Here is a 15,138-nt window from a genome sequence, read left to right as displayed (position 1 = left end):
TTCGCCTTCTATCGTCTTGAAAGTTTTGTCCCAGGGTAATAGTGTTGCAATATTTGAGAGTATTTCCAACCGTTTTCTGCTAGGCTTTTTGCCCCCCACTGGGAGAGACCTACCCCATGCCCCCACCCTCTGCCCTTGAACACAAAACCTCCAGAAGACGGTCGAATCTGTCCTGCCCCAGATTTTGTATTTGTAATGACAGAATTGCTTTGTTTTTTTGGTTCCCCTTGTTTAAGAGCTTTTAAAAGGTACAATTTTTTCTTTTCAGGGTTCATGAGCATGTCGATCATTTCGTGGCTGGAAAAAGCTCCTTGTTTTGTGAGATCGATCATAGTCTGTTCTTCTTCAAAGGTTAACGGGCCATCACTGTTCGTAATACCGACATTATTGCGTTGTTCGGGTGCAGAGGGGGGGACAGGTGAATTAGGCACCGATTGGGCTTTCAAAGAAAGATGTTGACCATTAACGGCGGAGAAGAAAGTGCTCCTTAACACAGTAGGCCCTATAGCCATTCTGAATTGGTTGGATTTTATCTGGGTTGCCCCCTGGCTTCCCCTCAGCACAAGAGAAACTGTTCTTCCAAAAGAATCTTGCTGCCCGATTTCAATGCTCTGTATCTGTCCTACCTGAACTCCGATTTTACTAAGAGCCGACTGAATTTGTTGCGGGGAGAGAGAAACTTCCCACGTAGAATAAGGAGATGAATACGAAATGGCTTCCTGTACCCCTTTTAAGTATGGGATAGAACTGTTCCATACCTCTGCTACATTAGCTGTGGCTCCTCCACTATCAGAGTGAAAAGGAGTCAGGGCCAAGTCTGAGCCATATGTTACTACGATTCCCACAGTCTCTTTCACCGCTCTATCTGTTTGTGGTGTTTCGGCATTGATGCCTCGATATACTTGACAATCGGGGGTGGCCGTGAGATCAAACCCCTTGCTTCCATATTTCCCTATATTTTTAAGAGCATATGTTCTAGATATAATAGCCTGAGCTTTAAGAGATTCTAAAGGCCAAGCCGGGTTTGTTTCCATTTTGAGGACTCCTCTCACATAGTCTTCCACATCGAGCACGTTGACTATGCTAAAAGAGTTGCCATTCCCCTCTATTTTGATATATCCACGATATCGGACTTTATTATAAGCGAGCGGATTGGAACTCGTTAAAATTAAGGGGAGTTTTAAAGAATGTTTCCCTATGGCTACGCGGTTATTTCCAGCCCATCTAATAGTAATTGCTTTATTAGCTCGATATTTTTTCCCGGAAGCTTCTTTCAAAATAATGGGAGAGCCTGAGGAAATAACTGCCTGCGAGAGGCCTATCCCTACTCCGATTCGAATAGGTTGTGAAGCAGCTTCCACTGGAGCCATCCAGTTTAAAGGCCATCCTATGAGGTTGAAAAGGAATAGCACAGTAAATACTATACGTTTTATCGGGGTCAAAAGCTTCATTACGGATAGGAACCTCCTCTTTTTTTGGGTTCTTCTAAATATTATATTATTTTATCCAGCGATTTATAATGTTAAGCACGAGCGTCAAGACAATGCTGATTATAAGCATTGTTGTTATGGGGGCAAAAATTGTTACATTTTTCTTAGTATATGTTATGTCGCCAGGCAAACGCCCTAGAGGAAGATTAAGTTTGCTAAAGAGCAAGAAAGCAATGCCAGCTATCACTAGAACTATACCGATAAAGATAAAAATTTTTCCGATGTCTTGCATTTAGTTCCCTTCCTCCTCGCCATAAAATTTCAACTGATTTATTTTATCGTCGGGAGGAGTTTCTCCAAGATAAAGGTATCCGTTGCGCGTGGCTTTCCTCCCTCGAGGAGTTCGTTCAATAAGCCCTTTTTGTATCAAATAAGGTTCATAAATATCTTCGATGGTTTGGCTCTCCTCATTTAGTGCAGCAGCCACGGTAGAGAGCCCTACTGGCCCTCCATCAAAAAGGTCCACAATGACTCTGAGGATCCGCCGGTCTCCGTCATCAAGACCAAGGGAATCGAGGCCGAGCATATTTAAGGCGGCAGCAGCCAACGCATTTGTTATGAAAGATGATTGTCGGACTTCAGCCACATCCCTTACGCGCTTTAGTAGCCTGATAGCAACCCGAGGTGTGCCTCTGGAACGCCGGGCGATCTCCAAAGCAGCTTCCGGCTCTATCGAGACACCCAAAACCTTCGCTCCCCGCTCCACTATATCGGCAATCTCGTTTTCGTTATAAAGAGTGAGTTGTTCGACAATACCAAAACGAGCTCGAAGAGGCGACGTAAGAAGTCCTAATCGAGTAGTAGCTCCCACCAGAGTAAACGGAGGAAGAGAAAGGCATATATTATTAGCAAGAGGTCCTTTCCCCACTATAATATGGAGGTTATAGTCCTCCATCCCTGGATATAATATCTCTTCCACGCTTGCAGGCAGACGATGGATTTCATCAATGAAAAGCACGTCATATGGCTCAAGATTAGAGAGTATAGCAGCCAAATCCCCAGCTTTTTCCAAAGCAGGACCGGTTGTAACTCGAAGTTGTCCTCCCATTTCGCGAGCAATAATACCTGCAAGTGTTGTTTTACCCAACCCGGGGGGACCGTAAAAGAGGATATGGTCCAGAGCTTCTTTCCGCTGTAGCGCAGCTTGTATGTAAATGGATAACTTTTCTTTGAGTTTTTGTTGGCCTACAAAGTCTTTCAAATTAGATGGACGAAGAGTCAATTCATCTGTGGTTTCATCTTGTTGCAGATCATAAAAACTCGTTCTTTCTTCTTCTGAAAATGGCACGCGATTCACCTCAGTTCCGCTTTAATTCACGAAGAGCTCCCTTAAGCAATATCTCTTCCGTAGCAGCGTCAAAATCTGCGCCCATTTGTCTTTTTAGACGATTCATTGCGCCATAGACTTCGTTTTGTGAGAATCCAAGGGAGCGAAGGGCTGCAGCCACTGTATTCCGAACCTCCACGACAGGTAGATCAATATCTTCAAAATCTGCTAGCATGTCTTCAGTAATATGACGTTTAAGTTCGAAACAAAGGCGTTCTGCTGTTTTCTTTCCCACTCCTGGTACCTGCAAAAAAGTGTCGAGATCTGATGTCGCAACAGCTCTTATTACTTGGCTGGGATTTAGAGAACGAAGGATAGCTAACCCCACACGTCCTCCTACCCCCTTTACAGTAATGAGCTTTAAGAATATATTTCGTTCCTGTTCACAGGAAAAGCCGAAGAGAGAAGCTCCATTATCTGTTATTTGCAGGTAGGTAGTGAGACGGACTACCTCTTTCTCCTCACATAACCGTAAGGCACTGCCAGAGCATAGAATATCGAAGCCCAACCCATTTACATCAAGAATGACGCCTTCTTCTCCAAGATGCAACACTTTCCCTTCTATACTTCTTAGCACAGTCGATCACCAACCCCAGTCCTTTGAGCATAAGAATGCAGCGCAAAACCTGTAATAGCAATTGCTAATGCGTCTGCTGTATCGTCAGGTTTTGGTTTTTCTTTGAGGTTCAATAATCGTTGAACCATCCTTTGTACCTGTTTTTTATCTGCAGATCCCGAACCGCATACTGCCATCTTAATCTGCGCTGGTTTGGGCTCATAGAGAGGTAATTGATATTGAGATGCCAACAACAAGACTATGCCTCGAGCTTGCCATACATTCCCAGCCGTGGTGGTATTTCTTCCAAAAAACAAGCTTTCGACTGACATAAAATCAGGGGAGCAGCAACGGATCCGCTCCCCAAGTTTGTCATATATCATTTCGAGCCTTTGCGAAACATCTGTTCGGGGCGGAGTTTCTATACACCCATATTCTACAGCAGTAAAGGAATGCCCTTCTTTAAGGATAAAGGCAAATCCTACTCGCCCTAGTCCTGGATCTACCCCCAGACAAACGGCAGGTGAACTCTTATTCTGCTTCAATTTGTGCCATAAGTTCATCCGGAATGTCGAAATTGGCATATACATTCTGGACGTCATCATGTTCTTCCAGATTATCCATGAGTCTCAGAATTTTTACAGCCTGTTCTTTTGCTTCTATAGCTATAGTACTATTGGGAATCATATCAGTTTCAGCTCGAGTAACTGCATACCCTGCTTTTTTTAGAGCTTCCTGAACATCGTTCACAGCGCTGGAGTCAGTGTAAATAATATACCCATCTTCTTGGGTTTCCATATCTTCCGCGCCAGCATCCAGGCAAGCCATTAATAGAGCTTCTTCGTCAAGATTTTCCCCTTTTACCTCTACTATCCCTTTTCTCTCGAACATCCAGGCTACACATCCTGATTCCCCAAGAGAACCACCGCCGCGGGATAAAATAGCTCTCATATCAGCAGCTGTTCTATTTCTATTGTCGGTAAGAGCTTCTATCATAAGAGCTATACCATTAGAGCCGTACCCCTCATATGTAATTTCTTCATAGTTAGCGCCCTCTATTTCTCCAGTACCGCGTTTTATAGCTCTATCTATGTTGTCGTTAGGAACGCTCGCAGCACGGGCTCTATCGATAGCCGTTTTCAGCTGAATATTCATAGAGGGATCTCCCCCTCCATTTTTAGCAGCGACGATAATGGCTCGTACTAACTTTTGGAACAAATTCCCTCTCTTAGCATCTTGAGCAGCTTTTCTGTGTTTTATATTAGCCCACTTTGAATGTCCAGACATGAACAATCACCTCTTAATAATTATAAAATATGTCTTTTTATTCCGAAATCAAACAGATTGGAGGCATGTTTCGCTTATGTTGAGATCTGCGAATTCGCTTTTCAATCTGTAGTTGAATGTCAGATCCCACTTTTCCTGTAGCTATATATTGATCTATATCGATGTAATTGAGACCCATTTCTTTCTCATCAGTTTGCCCTTTCCACAATCCTGCCGATGGAGGTTTCTGGATGATTTTTTCAGGGATGCCAATGTACGCTGCAGTATGGCGAACTTCTTCTTTGAGCAGATCGCCTATAGGGAGAAGGTCTGTGCCGGAGTCACCATGCTTAGTAAAATACCCAATAGTTAACTCGGCTTTGTTGCTTGCTCCACAGACAAGGTAGCCTTTAGATTGGGCAAGAGCGTATAGAGTTGTCATTCGCAACCGTGGCTTTATATTAGATAAGGCTAGAGGTTCTATGTTCTCCTCCACTTGACGTAATGCTCTTACCAATCTGTCATATGTCGGCGTTAGATCTACGACAGCTGAGGGTAATTTAAAGATGTCGATAAGTTCTTCCGCATCCTCTCTATCTTTGGGAATGCTGTGGCATGGCATGATAACAGCGAGCATCTGATTATAAAAAACTTTTTTCAAGAGAACGGCAACTACGGCTGAGTCAATACCACCACTTAGACCTACGATTCCTCCGTAGGCCCCAGCTTCTTGAACTCGTTCTGCCAACCACTTTTCGATGGTAGCGACAATTTTTTGTGGAGAACGAATATATGTCTCTGCCATATAAATACCTTCCCTTTCTTAAATTCTAGCATATCAGATAAACTCTGTTGTTTATATACTGATCCTGCTAACTAGCGGCTATTAATTGTAACACGAAAGGCCATTTTTTCAGTAATATTTTCTTCGCTGATGAAGATCAAAGAAACTGTTTGAAGAGAAGAAAATAATACTATGGAACACGTTTCCCCTTCGCTCGTATTCTCGATAAATAAAATATAATGGTGTTAATATAATAAGAGTCCATTTATAATTTGGTATGTGCAAATAGCGCTTATATGTGCTAAAGGAGGCTGTGTAGAGGTGGAAAAGTTAGTTCGCTTTGGAGTGGCTGTACCAGAATCCCTTTTAGAGGAATTCGACAAGTGGATTCAGCGATCTGGAATTCCTAACCGCTCTAATGCCTTACGTCAGCTGATTCGTCAATCTATTTCAAGAAATAGATGGGAGGAAGGGGAAGGAAAAGTTTCTGGAACACTGACTATTTTATATGATCACCATTCTTATGACACATCAGCAGAGCTGACCCAGCTACAACATGACTTTGGAGATATTATCGTGTGCTCTACTCACGTACATCTCGATCATTCTCACTGTCTAGAGGCCATAGTGTTACGAGGTCCCGCGAAAAAAATCCGTAGTTTTGTAACTGCTATTTCTTCTATCAAAGGCATTAATAGCGCTGATGCAGCTATTACTACAACAGTTTAAAGGGCGGCAACTGCCGCCCTTATCTTTAAACACCTCAACCTGATGAACAAGAAGTACATGAGCCTCCGCACCCTTTTTTCCCAAGAGATTCTCCCTCTAACAAAATGAGTACTTTCCCCCGGCATTGCGGGCACTTTATAGGCGACATACCTTTTGGTTGTTCAAAAATAGTTCCGCAGGATGCGCATCGAAAAATTCTTTTATTCTCTGCCATATCCATCCCTCCATGTCATAATCGGGAATATCATACCCCCACGAGGTGTATGAATCAAGAGAGATTAAAGATTACCGATGGTGGCTACCATAACAGCCTTGATAGTGTGAAGACGATTTTCAGCCTCATCAAAAACCTTAGAAGCCCTAGATTCAAAGACTTCTTCTGTCACTTCCTTGCCTTTATAGGCTGGAAGGCAATGAAGAAAGATAGTTTGCGGGTTTCCTGTCGCTTCCATAAGTTCTGTATTGATTTGGTAAGGACGCAGCAATGCTTCTCTTGCCTCTTGCTGGGCTTCCTCTCCCATAGAGGCCCACACATCTGTATAAAGAGCATGAGCTCCCTTAACAGCCTCTTTAGGATCCTGCTTTAAAGATATGGCCCCACCAGTTTTGCTTGCCAAAGCTAAACATTCTTGATAGAGGCGTTCTTCAGGGAAGAGAGAAGATGGGGCACAAATGGTGAAGTGAAGACCTAGTTTAGCCGATCCGATCATGAGAGAATTTGCCATATTGTTACGACCGTCTCCTATATAGACAAGTCGTATCCCCTCTAGATTTGTACCGAAATTCTCTTGAAGCGTCAGGAAATCTGCCAGTATTTGTGTAGGGTGATATGTATCTGTAAGGCCATTCCATACAGGAACACCCGCATATTGAGCTAACTCTTCTACCACTGATTGTTTATACCCTCGAAATTCGATTCCGTCGAACATCCTGCCCAGAACGCGTGCTGTATCTTTTACATCTTCTTTGCCGCCAAGATGGATGTCGTTTTTCCCGAGATATTCAGCATGTCCACCTTCATCAATACAGGCTACTGTAAAAGCACAGCGAGTTCGAGTAGAAGCCTTCTCGAAGAGTAATGCTATATTCTTTCCCGCAAGCAAATCTCCCCGTATCCCTGCCCTTTTCTTAGCTTTCAATTTTGAAGCTAAGTCCAGAAGATAATAGATCTCTTGTTCTGTAAAATCTTTCAGAGTTAAAAAATGTCTTCCCTTGAGACTGATAGGCATGAGTGTTTCCCCTCTCCTTTAAGCTTTTTTTCTTTTTTTATTTCTTCTATAAGAGCAACTAATTTAATAGGAAGGTCCTCTATTGTACATTCCCCTACTATTCGTCCTTGTGTAAAAAGGATCATCCCCCGAGGAGAGCCAGCTACTCCTATGTCTGCAGATTTAGCTTCTCGTGGTCCATTGACTTCGCACCCCATAACAGCTACGGTGATTCCGTTGGGTACCTGCGTGAGTAGCGGCTTAATTTTTTCAACTATAGAAGCTACATCAATTCGTTTCCGTCCGCATGTAGGGCATGAAATAAGGTGAACTCCTTTTTCTCTCAAGCCAAGGGAGCGGAGAATTTCGTAGCCAGCTTCTACTTCTAAAAGAGAATCTGCTGTAAGACTGACACGCAACGTATTTCCTATCCCTTGGGCAAGCAAAAGGGATAGACCAGCTGCACTTCGAACAAGTCCTCGTGCGCCAGGGCCTGCTTCAGTTATGCCAATATGAATAGGGAAGGTTGAATATTTCTGGACAAGGTACATGTTCGCTTGCACTGTTTCAGCTATATTAGTAGATTTAGCTGAAAGTATAATTTGCTCAAACCCGTAACGTTGTAAAATGGTGAGCTGTTCTTCTACTGCGAAAGCGAGGGCTTTCCCTCGATCTCCATTGGTTTTTTGTAATTGTCGAGTATTAATGGAACCGCTATTAGCTCCTATACGAATGACAGTTCCAGACTCTTGCGCTTTCCGTATAACTCCTTCCAGTTTATTGGGAGGCATATTCCCGGGATTAATACGAATGGAGGGGCAACCAGCTTCCATAGCTAAAATAGCTAGCTCTGGATCGAAATGGATATCGGCCATAATTGGAATATTGCTTTCTTTGTTTAGGCGACATAGAGAACGATATAAAGAGTTTTCTGGAAAAGCTACGCGAAGAAGCTCACAACCAGATTCCTGTAATAAATTACATTGGCGAAGGCACATATCATAATCTGACAAAGGAAATTTCAGCATACTTTCGACACGTATGGGGGCTTGTCCTCCTATAGTTAAACCGCCAATAGATACAATGTTCGTAGTCATACCAGCTATCTCCCCTTTTTATAGGCTAAATATGCGACTGATGTCTTTCCATGTAATGAAGAGGATCAGGGAAATAAGAAGCACGAAGCCTACAAAATGGATATAATTTTCAACTCGTTCCGGCAATCTTTTCCGTGTAGCAATTTCTCCTAATATAAATACAAGCCGTCCACCATCAAGAGCAGGGAAAGGGAACAGGTTAATAAGCCCAAGATTCAGATTGATGAGAGCCAAAAATGAGATAAACGTCCATATCCCTTGTTTCGCCGCTTCTCCAGCCATAGTTGCTATGCCAATAGGGCCTGTAACTTCGACATCTTGTGCGCGAAGAGCCCAGCGAATGATCCCTTGTATCATTTCGATACTCATAGATACAGTATAAGAAAAAGCATTCTTTAACGCGGTAAAAGCTCCGTATTGAACGAAAGGAGGTCGTACCCCGAGAAGAGCTGCACCATATGTGGAATTAAACGGAATGGAAATGGTTTTCTGAAAGCGAGTACCCTCTCGTTCGATTTCTAGCGTAACAGGTCCTGTAGAAGCTGCTTCTCGAATAGAACGAGCCATCTCTACCCAATTAGAAACAGATTCCCCATTGACAGATAAAATTAAATCTCCTGCTTGTAACCCCTCAGCCTGAGCAGGAAGATTTTCCATAATTGATCCTACAGCAGTAGAAGTCATATTTACTACGCCGTGGCCAGAAAGGAAGAAAGCAGTGAGTATTATGGCTAAAAAAACATTAACAAGAGGACCGTTAAAAAGGATAAGAAACCTCTGCCACGCTTTTTTATCATTGAACCCCTTGCCAGGGATTACATTTTCTTCCGGCTGTTCTTCTTCCATACCAGCTAGCCGGACAAATCCGCCGATGGGGAAAGCACGAACAGACCATAGTGTCCTTTCTATTTTGTGTTTCCAGAGGACTGGACCCATCCCAAAAGAAAATTCATGAACCTGAACACTACAGGCTTTAGCCGTAATATAGTGCCCAAATTCATGAGATATAACACATATTCCTATGACTACTATAAATGACAATATACTGATCATATGTACTATTCTCCTTATTTACCCCCTGTTATTTCTTGAACAGAGTGTTGCGCCCATTGGGAAATCTCAATACATTCATCTAGAGATGTTGGGGTTCCTCCATTATACAGCGCCATTGCCTTCTCTATCACTAAGGGAATTTGCGTAAAAGTAATTTTATTTTTTACAAAAGCTTCTATAGCTCCTTCATCAGCGCCTATAAGCAATGCGGGGTAGGGGCCAAGCCTTCGAGCGGCTTCTTTGGCTAGAGCTAAACATGGGAAGAGCTTTTCATTCGGGGGATAAAAATTGATAGCGAGTTCTTTTAAAGAAAGCTCCGGAACAAAAGACATGGCTCTCAGTCGCTCTGGGTAGCCGAGAGCGGAAGCGGCAGATAGGCGCATGTCAGGTGTAGAAGCAAGCATTTTCATAGATCCATCAATAAATTGGACGACGCCGTGAACAACAGAACCAGGAGAGATCACAGCATCTACTTGCTTGCTCTGTAATCGAAACAAAAACATAGCTTCTATTAATTCTATTCCTTTGTTCATAAGCGTGGCGCTGTCTATACTCAATTTATGCCCCATGCTCCATACAGGATGGGCTATAGCCATGGAAGGAGTAACAGATTCCAATTCTTTGTGCGTAAACGTTCGAAAAGGCCCACCAGAAGCCGTGAGGTAAATTTTTGAGACCTCGCGTTCCATCTCTCCTCTCAAACATTGCCAAATAGCATTATGTTCGCTATCTAAAGGGCGGAGTTGAGAATCTCTTTTTACGAGAGGCATTACCCACGGCCCTCCCACAACAATACTCTCTTTATTGGCGAGAGATACTTCTTTCCCTTCTTTGAGGGCACCCTGGAGGGCTTTAATAGCGGCTGTCCCTGAAGAAGCAAAAACTACGTGATCAACATGGGGATGAGTAGCCATGGTATATAGAGCTTCATCCCCTGAAAAAACAGGAATAGAACACCCCTTCCCCTTAAATAGGGATGCTGCATGAGGGTTAGTTAAAACAACAGCTTCCGGATGGAAATCTTGTGCGATATTTATCATTTTGTTCACAGCGCTATGAGCTGCTAAAAATACAACCTCAAAGGAGTCTGGAAATGCACGACAAACATCTAACACAGCACTTCCTACACTCCCTGTAGCGCCTATGACAGCAAGCTTTATACGTCTATTTTTCAAGAAAGGATCACTCCAAACAAGAAGAATGTCAATGTTCCATTAATTAAAATACTATCAAAACGGTCAAGAAACCCCCCATGTCCAGGGATGAGGTGTCCGCTGTCTTTTACCTCCGCTTCTCTCTTGATTAAGGATTCTACCAAGTCACCAAGCTGGCCTGCGATACCGCATATAGCGCCAATACCTAACAGCGGGATAGGGGGTAACGAACAATGGTATGCCACTGCCGCTGAAATGAGGATGCTTGCACCAGCTCCCCCTGCAAAACCTTCCCATGTTTTTTTAGGGCTAACAGCTTCGCAGAACTTATTGCGACCCCATCGCGTCCCTACGAGATATGCGGCTATGTCGCAACTCCATGTACAGAGGAACAGGGAGAAAAGGAGAGTTTGACCAATAGGATGAGCTCGTAAAAGCACCATATAACTCCACGGCAAAATAATATAAATGAGCCCAGATAAAGTTCCGCCTACGTTCCAAATAGCGTAACTAACCTGAGAAAATTGGCGACGTAATATTTCTATCATAAATAGTACAAAAGAAGTAAGGGTAAAAATAATTAAAATAGATGCAGGACGAAGGTATTCCGCTGAAGCCAAAAGGACCAAAATACCGGCGAGAAACCCTATTCCCTTGGATACTCTAAATTTCTTCGAAAGAAGTTGATAATATTCCCACAGAGAGATGAGGCTAATTATAGAGGCTAAAAGAAACCATGTTCGTCCACCGTAATAAATAGCAGACAGAATGAGGGCTCCTATAATAAAGCCGCTAAAAGCTCGCAGAGCAAGTTCTTGGGACTTAGCTTTGAATGCCACCATAACGTCGATCCCTCTTTTCAAATGAATCTATGGCGTCTTTTAAGGTTTTTTCTGTGAAATCAGGCCATAACACTGATGTGAAATATAGTTCACTGTAGGCTCCCTGCCAAAGCCAAAAGTTGCTAAGACGTTGTTCTCCGCTGGTTCGTATTATAAGATCTGGGTCGGGAACATCTGGGAGGTAGAGATACTTCCTGAAAGTTTCATCTGTAATGTCCGTGCCATCGCTTTCTCTGACGATATGTTGGATGGCATCTAGGATTTCCTGTCTGCCCCCGTAATTTAAACAGACAATCAGTTGTAAGCGTTCTCCATCCTTAGTAATATTTTCTGCTTGGTACATGATTTCACGAATATCATCAGGAACGCCTTGTATTCTTCCTGCAAAACGAAGACGTACCCCTTCTTCTCGAAGTTCATCGATTTTTTTACGGATATAAAATTTAAAAAGCGACATAAGCCCTTTCACTTCTGTTTGTGGCCGCTTCCAATTTTCTGTGGAAAAAGCGTAAAGTGATAAATAGGGAATATGATAAGAGGTTGTTGCTCGTACTATCCTCTCTACGGCTTTAACCCCAGCTCGATGCCCTAAAAGACGTGGAAGATGGCGACGTTGAGCCCATCTTCCATTCCCGTCCATAATAATGGCTATATGTTGAAGAGAAGAGAAGATCTCTTCTCTTGGAGAATCAGACATTCTCTATATGTCCTCCATTCCGTTTTTCTAATAATTCGTCGAGATGCTGTTTTACAACCCGAATATCTCTCCATGTAAGATCTTTGGGACTTCCTTTTCTTCTTGAATCATTTCTAAGAAGGTAACTAGGATGAAAAAGAGGCATGAGATCTATTCCACGCCATTGAAACCATTGCCCACGTAGAGAGGTAATGCCTTCAGAAGTTTTTAAAAACCATTTTGTGGGAGTATTCCCAAGACATACAATAATCGCAGGTTGAATAAGTGCGATTTGAGCTTCCAGATACTTGTTACAAACCATCATTTCTTCTATAGTTGGGACTCTATTCTCGGGAGGTCTGCACTTTACCACATTTGTAATGTAAACATCCTTTCGAGAAATATCAGCTGCTTTTAATATTTTAGTGAGAAGCTGTCCGGCTTTTCCTACGAAAGGGCGCCCCTGTTCATCTTCATCAAAGCCAGGTCCTTCCCCTACAAACATTAATAAACTTTTTACAGCCCCTTCTCCTGGAACCACATGTTTCCGAGTTTTACATAGAGCGCATTTTTCACACGTTGTAATATTTTCTAATAATTTACCCCAAGCTTTCTCTCTTGTTTTCTCTATAGATGTTAACGTAGGGGTATACCTTTTTTCTTCCATCATTTTATAAACACTCCATTGACGAGAATGTTGACTTTTTGAATATCCATACCGGTGAAATATCGGATAGCTCGTGCACTTTTCCACCGGATTTTATTTCCTATATCAAAAAAAGTATGTTCTCCCGTAGTAAGAGATACTATGATGACTATCTCTACGGCTTCATCTGCTGGACGCACTTTAATATCTAGTACTTTGTAGACTTGAACGGTTCGTTTCGTAAGATATTGTATTATATCTACTATGGCTTGGGGACTGATACTTAACTCTCCGTAAAAATTAAAAGGCGGACGAACGATGGTCCGTTCCCCTTCTTCACGATCAGTGGTTTTAAAAAGATCCCGTAAATGCCCTACGAGTTTTCCAGCAAAGTTACGGCGAATTTGAGCGCGAGATACGGGGATAACATGTTGTCCCTTGGTCCGTCTTTCTTTTCGAGCATTTTTTATATCTTCCGGAGAAGCCACATCACTGATGTGAATAAAATTCTCAGGACGAGGAAGCTGTAATCTGCGAACAATTTTGTCTGCCATGGCAGATGATGTAGCTATAATCATCACTTTACAAGGGGAGTGTTGGCGTAAGAAGCCCATAACCTCTTCCCGGTGATCTGGAAATTCAAAGAGAGCTCTGCGTATGGCTCTGACAAGATTTTTCTCAGATTTTGCGCTCTTTCCGGCCATAATACGACCTCGGGAGATAACAAGACCATCGTCAATAATGTAATCGACGTTATTTTCTTTAGCGACAAATTGTGCCCTCTGACTTTTACCAGTGCCAGCTGGCCCTACAAAAGCAATTATTTGGATTCCTTGCTCTTGGTTCTTTTTGTGTAGAGTTGAATCCATATCATCACCTTGCCTATGTCCATTTTACTGAAAAAAAGAAGAGAGGGGGTAACATAAATGTTTTGTACGTTAGCGTTCTTTCCCCCTCTCCTATTTTTTTTGTTGTTTATGCTTCTTCTTTTCGTACAGCCCCATTAACTTTTGTGCTCAAGGGCTCTGTAGGAATAACTTCAACTCGACCACCAAGTTGCTGAAGCTTTAGATCCATGTCTTCGTAACCGCGCCATACATGGCCAATATGGAACACCGATGTCTCGTCTTTAGCTGCTAAGCCAGCGAGTATAAGAGCGGCACCTGCCCGCAAATCAGTAGCATTGACGTCAGCCCCTATAAGTTGTTCTACTCCTGTTACAACAGCGGTATTCCCCTGCAACTCTATCTTTGCCCCCATTTTATTCAGTTCACTTACGTGGAGGAACCGCGATTGGAAAACGCCTTCCTGAATAACACTTGCCCCTTCAGCTAAAGCAAGGGTTGCCATAACCTGAGGTTGCAAGTCGGTTGGAAATCCTGGATAAGGCAATGTCTTCAGGGAGACAGCTTTCAGCCGTTTGACAGGATGAACTAAAACTCTATCTTGTTCCACTGTGAAGTTGGCCCCAGCTTCTTCCAGTTTAGCCAGAAGAGAGTCTATATGTTGGGGAATAATATTCGTTATCTCCACTTCCCCACCAGTAATAATAGCTGCGAGAATATAAGTGCATGCTTCTATGCGATCAGGAATGACAGTTATTTCTTCCCCGTGTAGTTCGTCAACTCCTTGAATTCTAATGACACCAGTCCCATCCTCTTCAATAATGGCTCCCATGGCTTTGAGTGTTTGTACCAGATTTGTAATTTCCGGTTCACGTGCTGTATTTTCAAGCACCGTCTCCCCTTGGGCAAATACGGCGGCCATGAGAAGATTTTCTGTGGCTCCTACTGAAGGAAAGTCGAGATAGATGCGACAACCTTTAAGACCGTTGGCAGTCGCGTGAACGGCACCATGAACAAGATCTATCGTAGCACCCATGCGGGAGAGCCCCTTAAGGTGCAGGTCGATGGGACGACTTCCGATGGAACAGCCGCCTGGCAGGGGCAATATGGCTCGTCCACAACGAGCTAATAATGGCCCAAGAACGAGGGAAGAGGCGCGCATTTTCCGAACTAGATTCGCAGGCGTTTCCCACGATAGCTCTTCAGGTATAGAGATAGACATTTCACCTTTTTCATAAAATATATCGGCGCCAAGATCCCGAAGAAGATCAGCCATGGTTATAACATCATGAAGGCGGGGGACCTTATGAATCCGAAGCGTGGCATCTTTTAATAGAAGAGAAGCAGCCATAACAGGCAAAGCGGCATTTTTAGCTCCTTGTGCTTCTATTTTTCCATGGAGCGGAATTCCGCCAGCAATTTTCATTTTATAGTCCATCATAATCACTCCTGATCTCAATGTAAG

General features: G+C 43.1%; 17 protein-coding genes. 1 reads left to right on the top strand and 16 read right to left on the bottom strand.

Translation table 11 applies throughout. The features are described from left to right. Nucleotides 1-8 precede the first annotated feature (8 nt). Genes K360_RS0106240 through nadE form a run of 7 tightly spaced genes read right to left on the bottom strand, consistent with a single transcriptional unit; the run spans nt 9 to nt 5,444 of the window. Nucleotides 9-1,451 carry a SpoIID/LytB domain-containing protein gene (locus K360_RS0106240; RefSeq protein ID WP_024822313.1) on the bottom strand — a complete coding sequence of 481 codons (1,443 nt, stop codon included), beginning with the start codon at nt 1,449-1,451 and terminating at the stop codon, nt 9-11. Between the two features lie 46 nt (nt 1,452-1,497). Next, on the bottom strand, nt 1,498-1,722 hold the full coding sequence (locus K360_RS0106235; protein WP_024822312.1) for a DUF2905 domain-containing protein: 225 nt from the start codon (nt 1,720-1,722) through the stop codon (nt 1,498-1,500). Next, nucleotides 1,723-2,778 carry a Holliday junction branch migration DNA helicase RuvB gene (ruvB, locus tag K360_RS0106230; RefSeq protein WP_024822311.1) on the bottom strand — a complete coding sequence of 352 codons (1,056 nt, stop codon included), beginning with the start codon at nt 2,776-2,778 and terminating at the stop codon, nt 1,723-1,725. A 10-nt stretch (nt 2,779-2,788) separates the two neighbouring features. After that, nucleotides 2,789-3,394: a Holliday junction branch migration protein RuvA gene (gene ruvA / locus K360_RS0106225; protein ID WP_034326307.1), complete on the bottom strand. Its 606-nt coding sequence runs from the start codon at nt 3,392-3,394 to the stop codon at nt 2,789-2,791. Next, on the bottom strand, nt 3,388-3,918 hold the full coding sequence (ruvC, locus tag K360_RS0106220; protein WP_024822309.1) for a crossover junction endodeoxyribonuclease RuvC: 531 nt from the start codon (nt 3,916-3,918) through the stop codon (nt 3,388-3,390). Before ruvC ends, ruvA begins: the two co-directional genes overlap by 7 nt. Beyond that, a complete protein-coding gene (locus tag K360_RS0106215; protein WP_024822308.1) occupies nt 3,905-4,660 on the bottom strand; it encodes a YebC/PmpR family DNA-binding transcriptional regulator in 756 nt (251 codons plus the stop codon). Before K360_RS0106215 ends, ruvC begins: the two co-directional genes overlap by 14 nt. 37 nt (nt 4,661-4,697) lie before the next feature. After that, on the bottom strand, nt 4,698-5,444 hold the full coding sequence (gene nadE / locus K360_RS0106210) for an NAD(+) synthase (protein WP_024822307.1): 747 nt from the start codon (nt 5,442-5,444) through the stop codon (nt 4,698-4,700). Between the two features lie 300 nt (nt 5,445-5,744). Between nadE and nikR the strand changes: the two genes are divergently transcribed. Then, nucleotides 5,745-6,152 carry a nickel-responsive transcriptional regulator NikR gene (nikR, locus tag K360_RS0106205; protein WP_024822306.1) on the top strand — a complete coding sequence of 136 codons (408 nt, stop codon included), beginning with the start codon at nt 5,745-5,747 and terminating at the stop codon, nt 6,150-6,152. Between the two features lie 278 nt (nt 6,153-6,430). Here nikR and argF read toward each other — a convergent pair whose 3' ends face one another. The 9 genes from argF to murA form a co-directional block, all read right to left on the bottom strand. Further along, nucleotides 6,431-7,381 (bottom strand): ornithine carbamoyltransferase, encoded by a 951-nt coding sequence (gene argF, locus K360_RS0106195; RefSeq protein ID WP_024822304.1) that lies wholly within the window; start codon nt 7,379-7,381, stop codon nt 6,431-6,433. Beyond that, complete coding sequence (gene ispG / locus K360_RS0106190) at nt 7,348-8,457, bottom strand: (E)-4-hydroxy-3-methylbut-2-enyl-diphosphate synthase (RefSeq protein ID WP_024822303.1); 1,110 nt, start codon at nt 8,455-8,457, stop codon at nt 7,348-7,350. Before ispG ends, argF begins: the two co-directional genes overlap by 34 nt. Nucleotides 8,458-8,475: 18 nt before the next feature. Next, nucleotides 8,476-9,510: an RIP metalloprotease RseP gene (rseP, locus tag K360_RS0106185; protein WP_024822302.1), complete on the bottom strand. Its 1,035-nt coding sequence runs from the start codon at nt 9,508-9,510 to the stop codon at nt 8,476-8,478. Between the two features lie 14 nt (nt 9,511-9,524). Continuing rightward, nucleotides 9,525-10,685: a 1-deoxy-D-xylulose-5-phosphate reductoisomerase gene (gene dxr / locus K360_RS0106180; RefSeq protein WP_051461112.1), complete on the bottom strand. Its 1,161-nt coding sequence runs from the start codon at nt 10,683-10,685 to the stop codon at nt 9,525-9,527. Beyond that, the gene (locus K360_RS0106175; RefSeq protein ID WP_024822300.1) at nt 10,682-11,506 is read right to left on the bottom strand and encodes a phosphatidate cytidylyltransferase; all 825 of its coding nucleotides are present in this window, start codon (nt 11,504-11,506) and stop codon (nt 10,682-10,684) included. The genes dxr and K360_RS0106175 overlap by 4 nt, the downstream gene beginning before the upstream one ends. Continuing rightward, nucleotides 11,487-12,203 (bottom strand): polyprenyl diphosphate synthase, encoded by a 717-nt coding sequence (gene uppS, locus K360_RS0106170; protein WP_024822299.1) that lies wholly within the window; start codon nt 12,201-12,203, stop codon nt 11,487-11,489. Before uppS ends, K360_RS0106175 begins: the two co-directional genes overlap by 20 nt. Then, nucleotides 12,196-12,852: a uracil-DNA glycosylase gene (locus K360_RS0106165; RefSeq protein ID WP_084043890.1), complete on the bottom strand. Its 657-nt coding sequence runs from the start codon at nt 12,850-12,852 to the stop codon at nt 12,196-12,198. The genes uppS and K360_RS0106165 overlap by 8 nt, the downstream gene beginning before the upstream one ends. After that, nucleotides 12,849-13,697 (bottom strand): P-loop NTPase family protein, encoded by an 849-nt coding sequence (locus K360_RS0106160; RefSeq protein WP_024822297.1) that lies wholly within the window; start codon nt 13,695-13,697, stop codon nt 12,849-12,851. Before K360_RS0106160 ends, K360_RS0106165 begins: the two co-directional genes overlap by 4 nt. Nucleotides 13,698-13,803: 106 nt before the next feature. Continuing rightward, nucleotides 13,804-15,111 carry a UDP-N-acetylglucosamine 1-carboxyvinyltransferase gene (gene murA / locus K360_RS0106155; RefSeq protein WP_024822296.1) on the bottom strand — a complete coding sequence of 436 codons (1,308 nt, stop codon included), beginning with the start codon at nt 15,109-15,111 and terminating at the stop codon, nt 13,804-13,806. Between the last annotated feature and the right edge of the window lie 27 nt (nt 15,112-15,138).

This window comes from Aminobacterium mobile DSM 12262 (assembly GCF_000526395.1).
GTDB classification, from domain to species: domain Bacteria; phylum Synergistota; class Synergistia; order Synergistales; family Aminobacteriaceae; genus Aminobacterium; species Aminobacterium mobile.
Note: the sequence above shows the minus strand (reverse complement) of the source record. Positions and strands in the feature narration are given on the sequence as shown.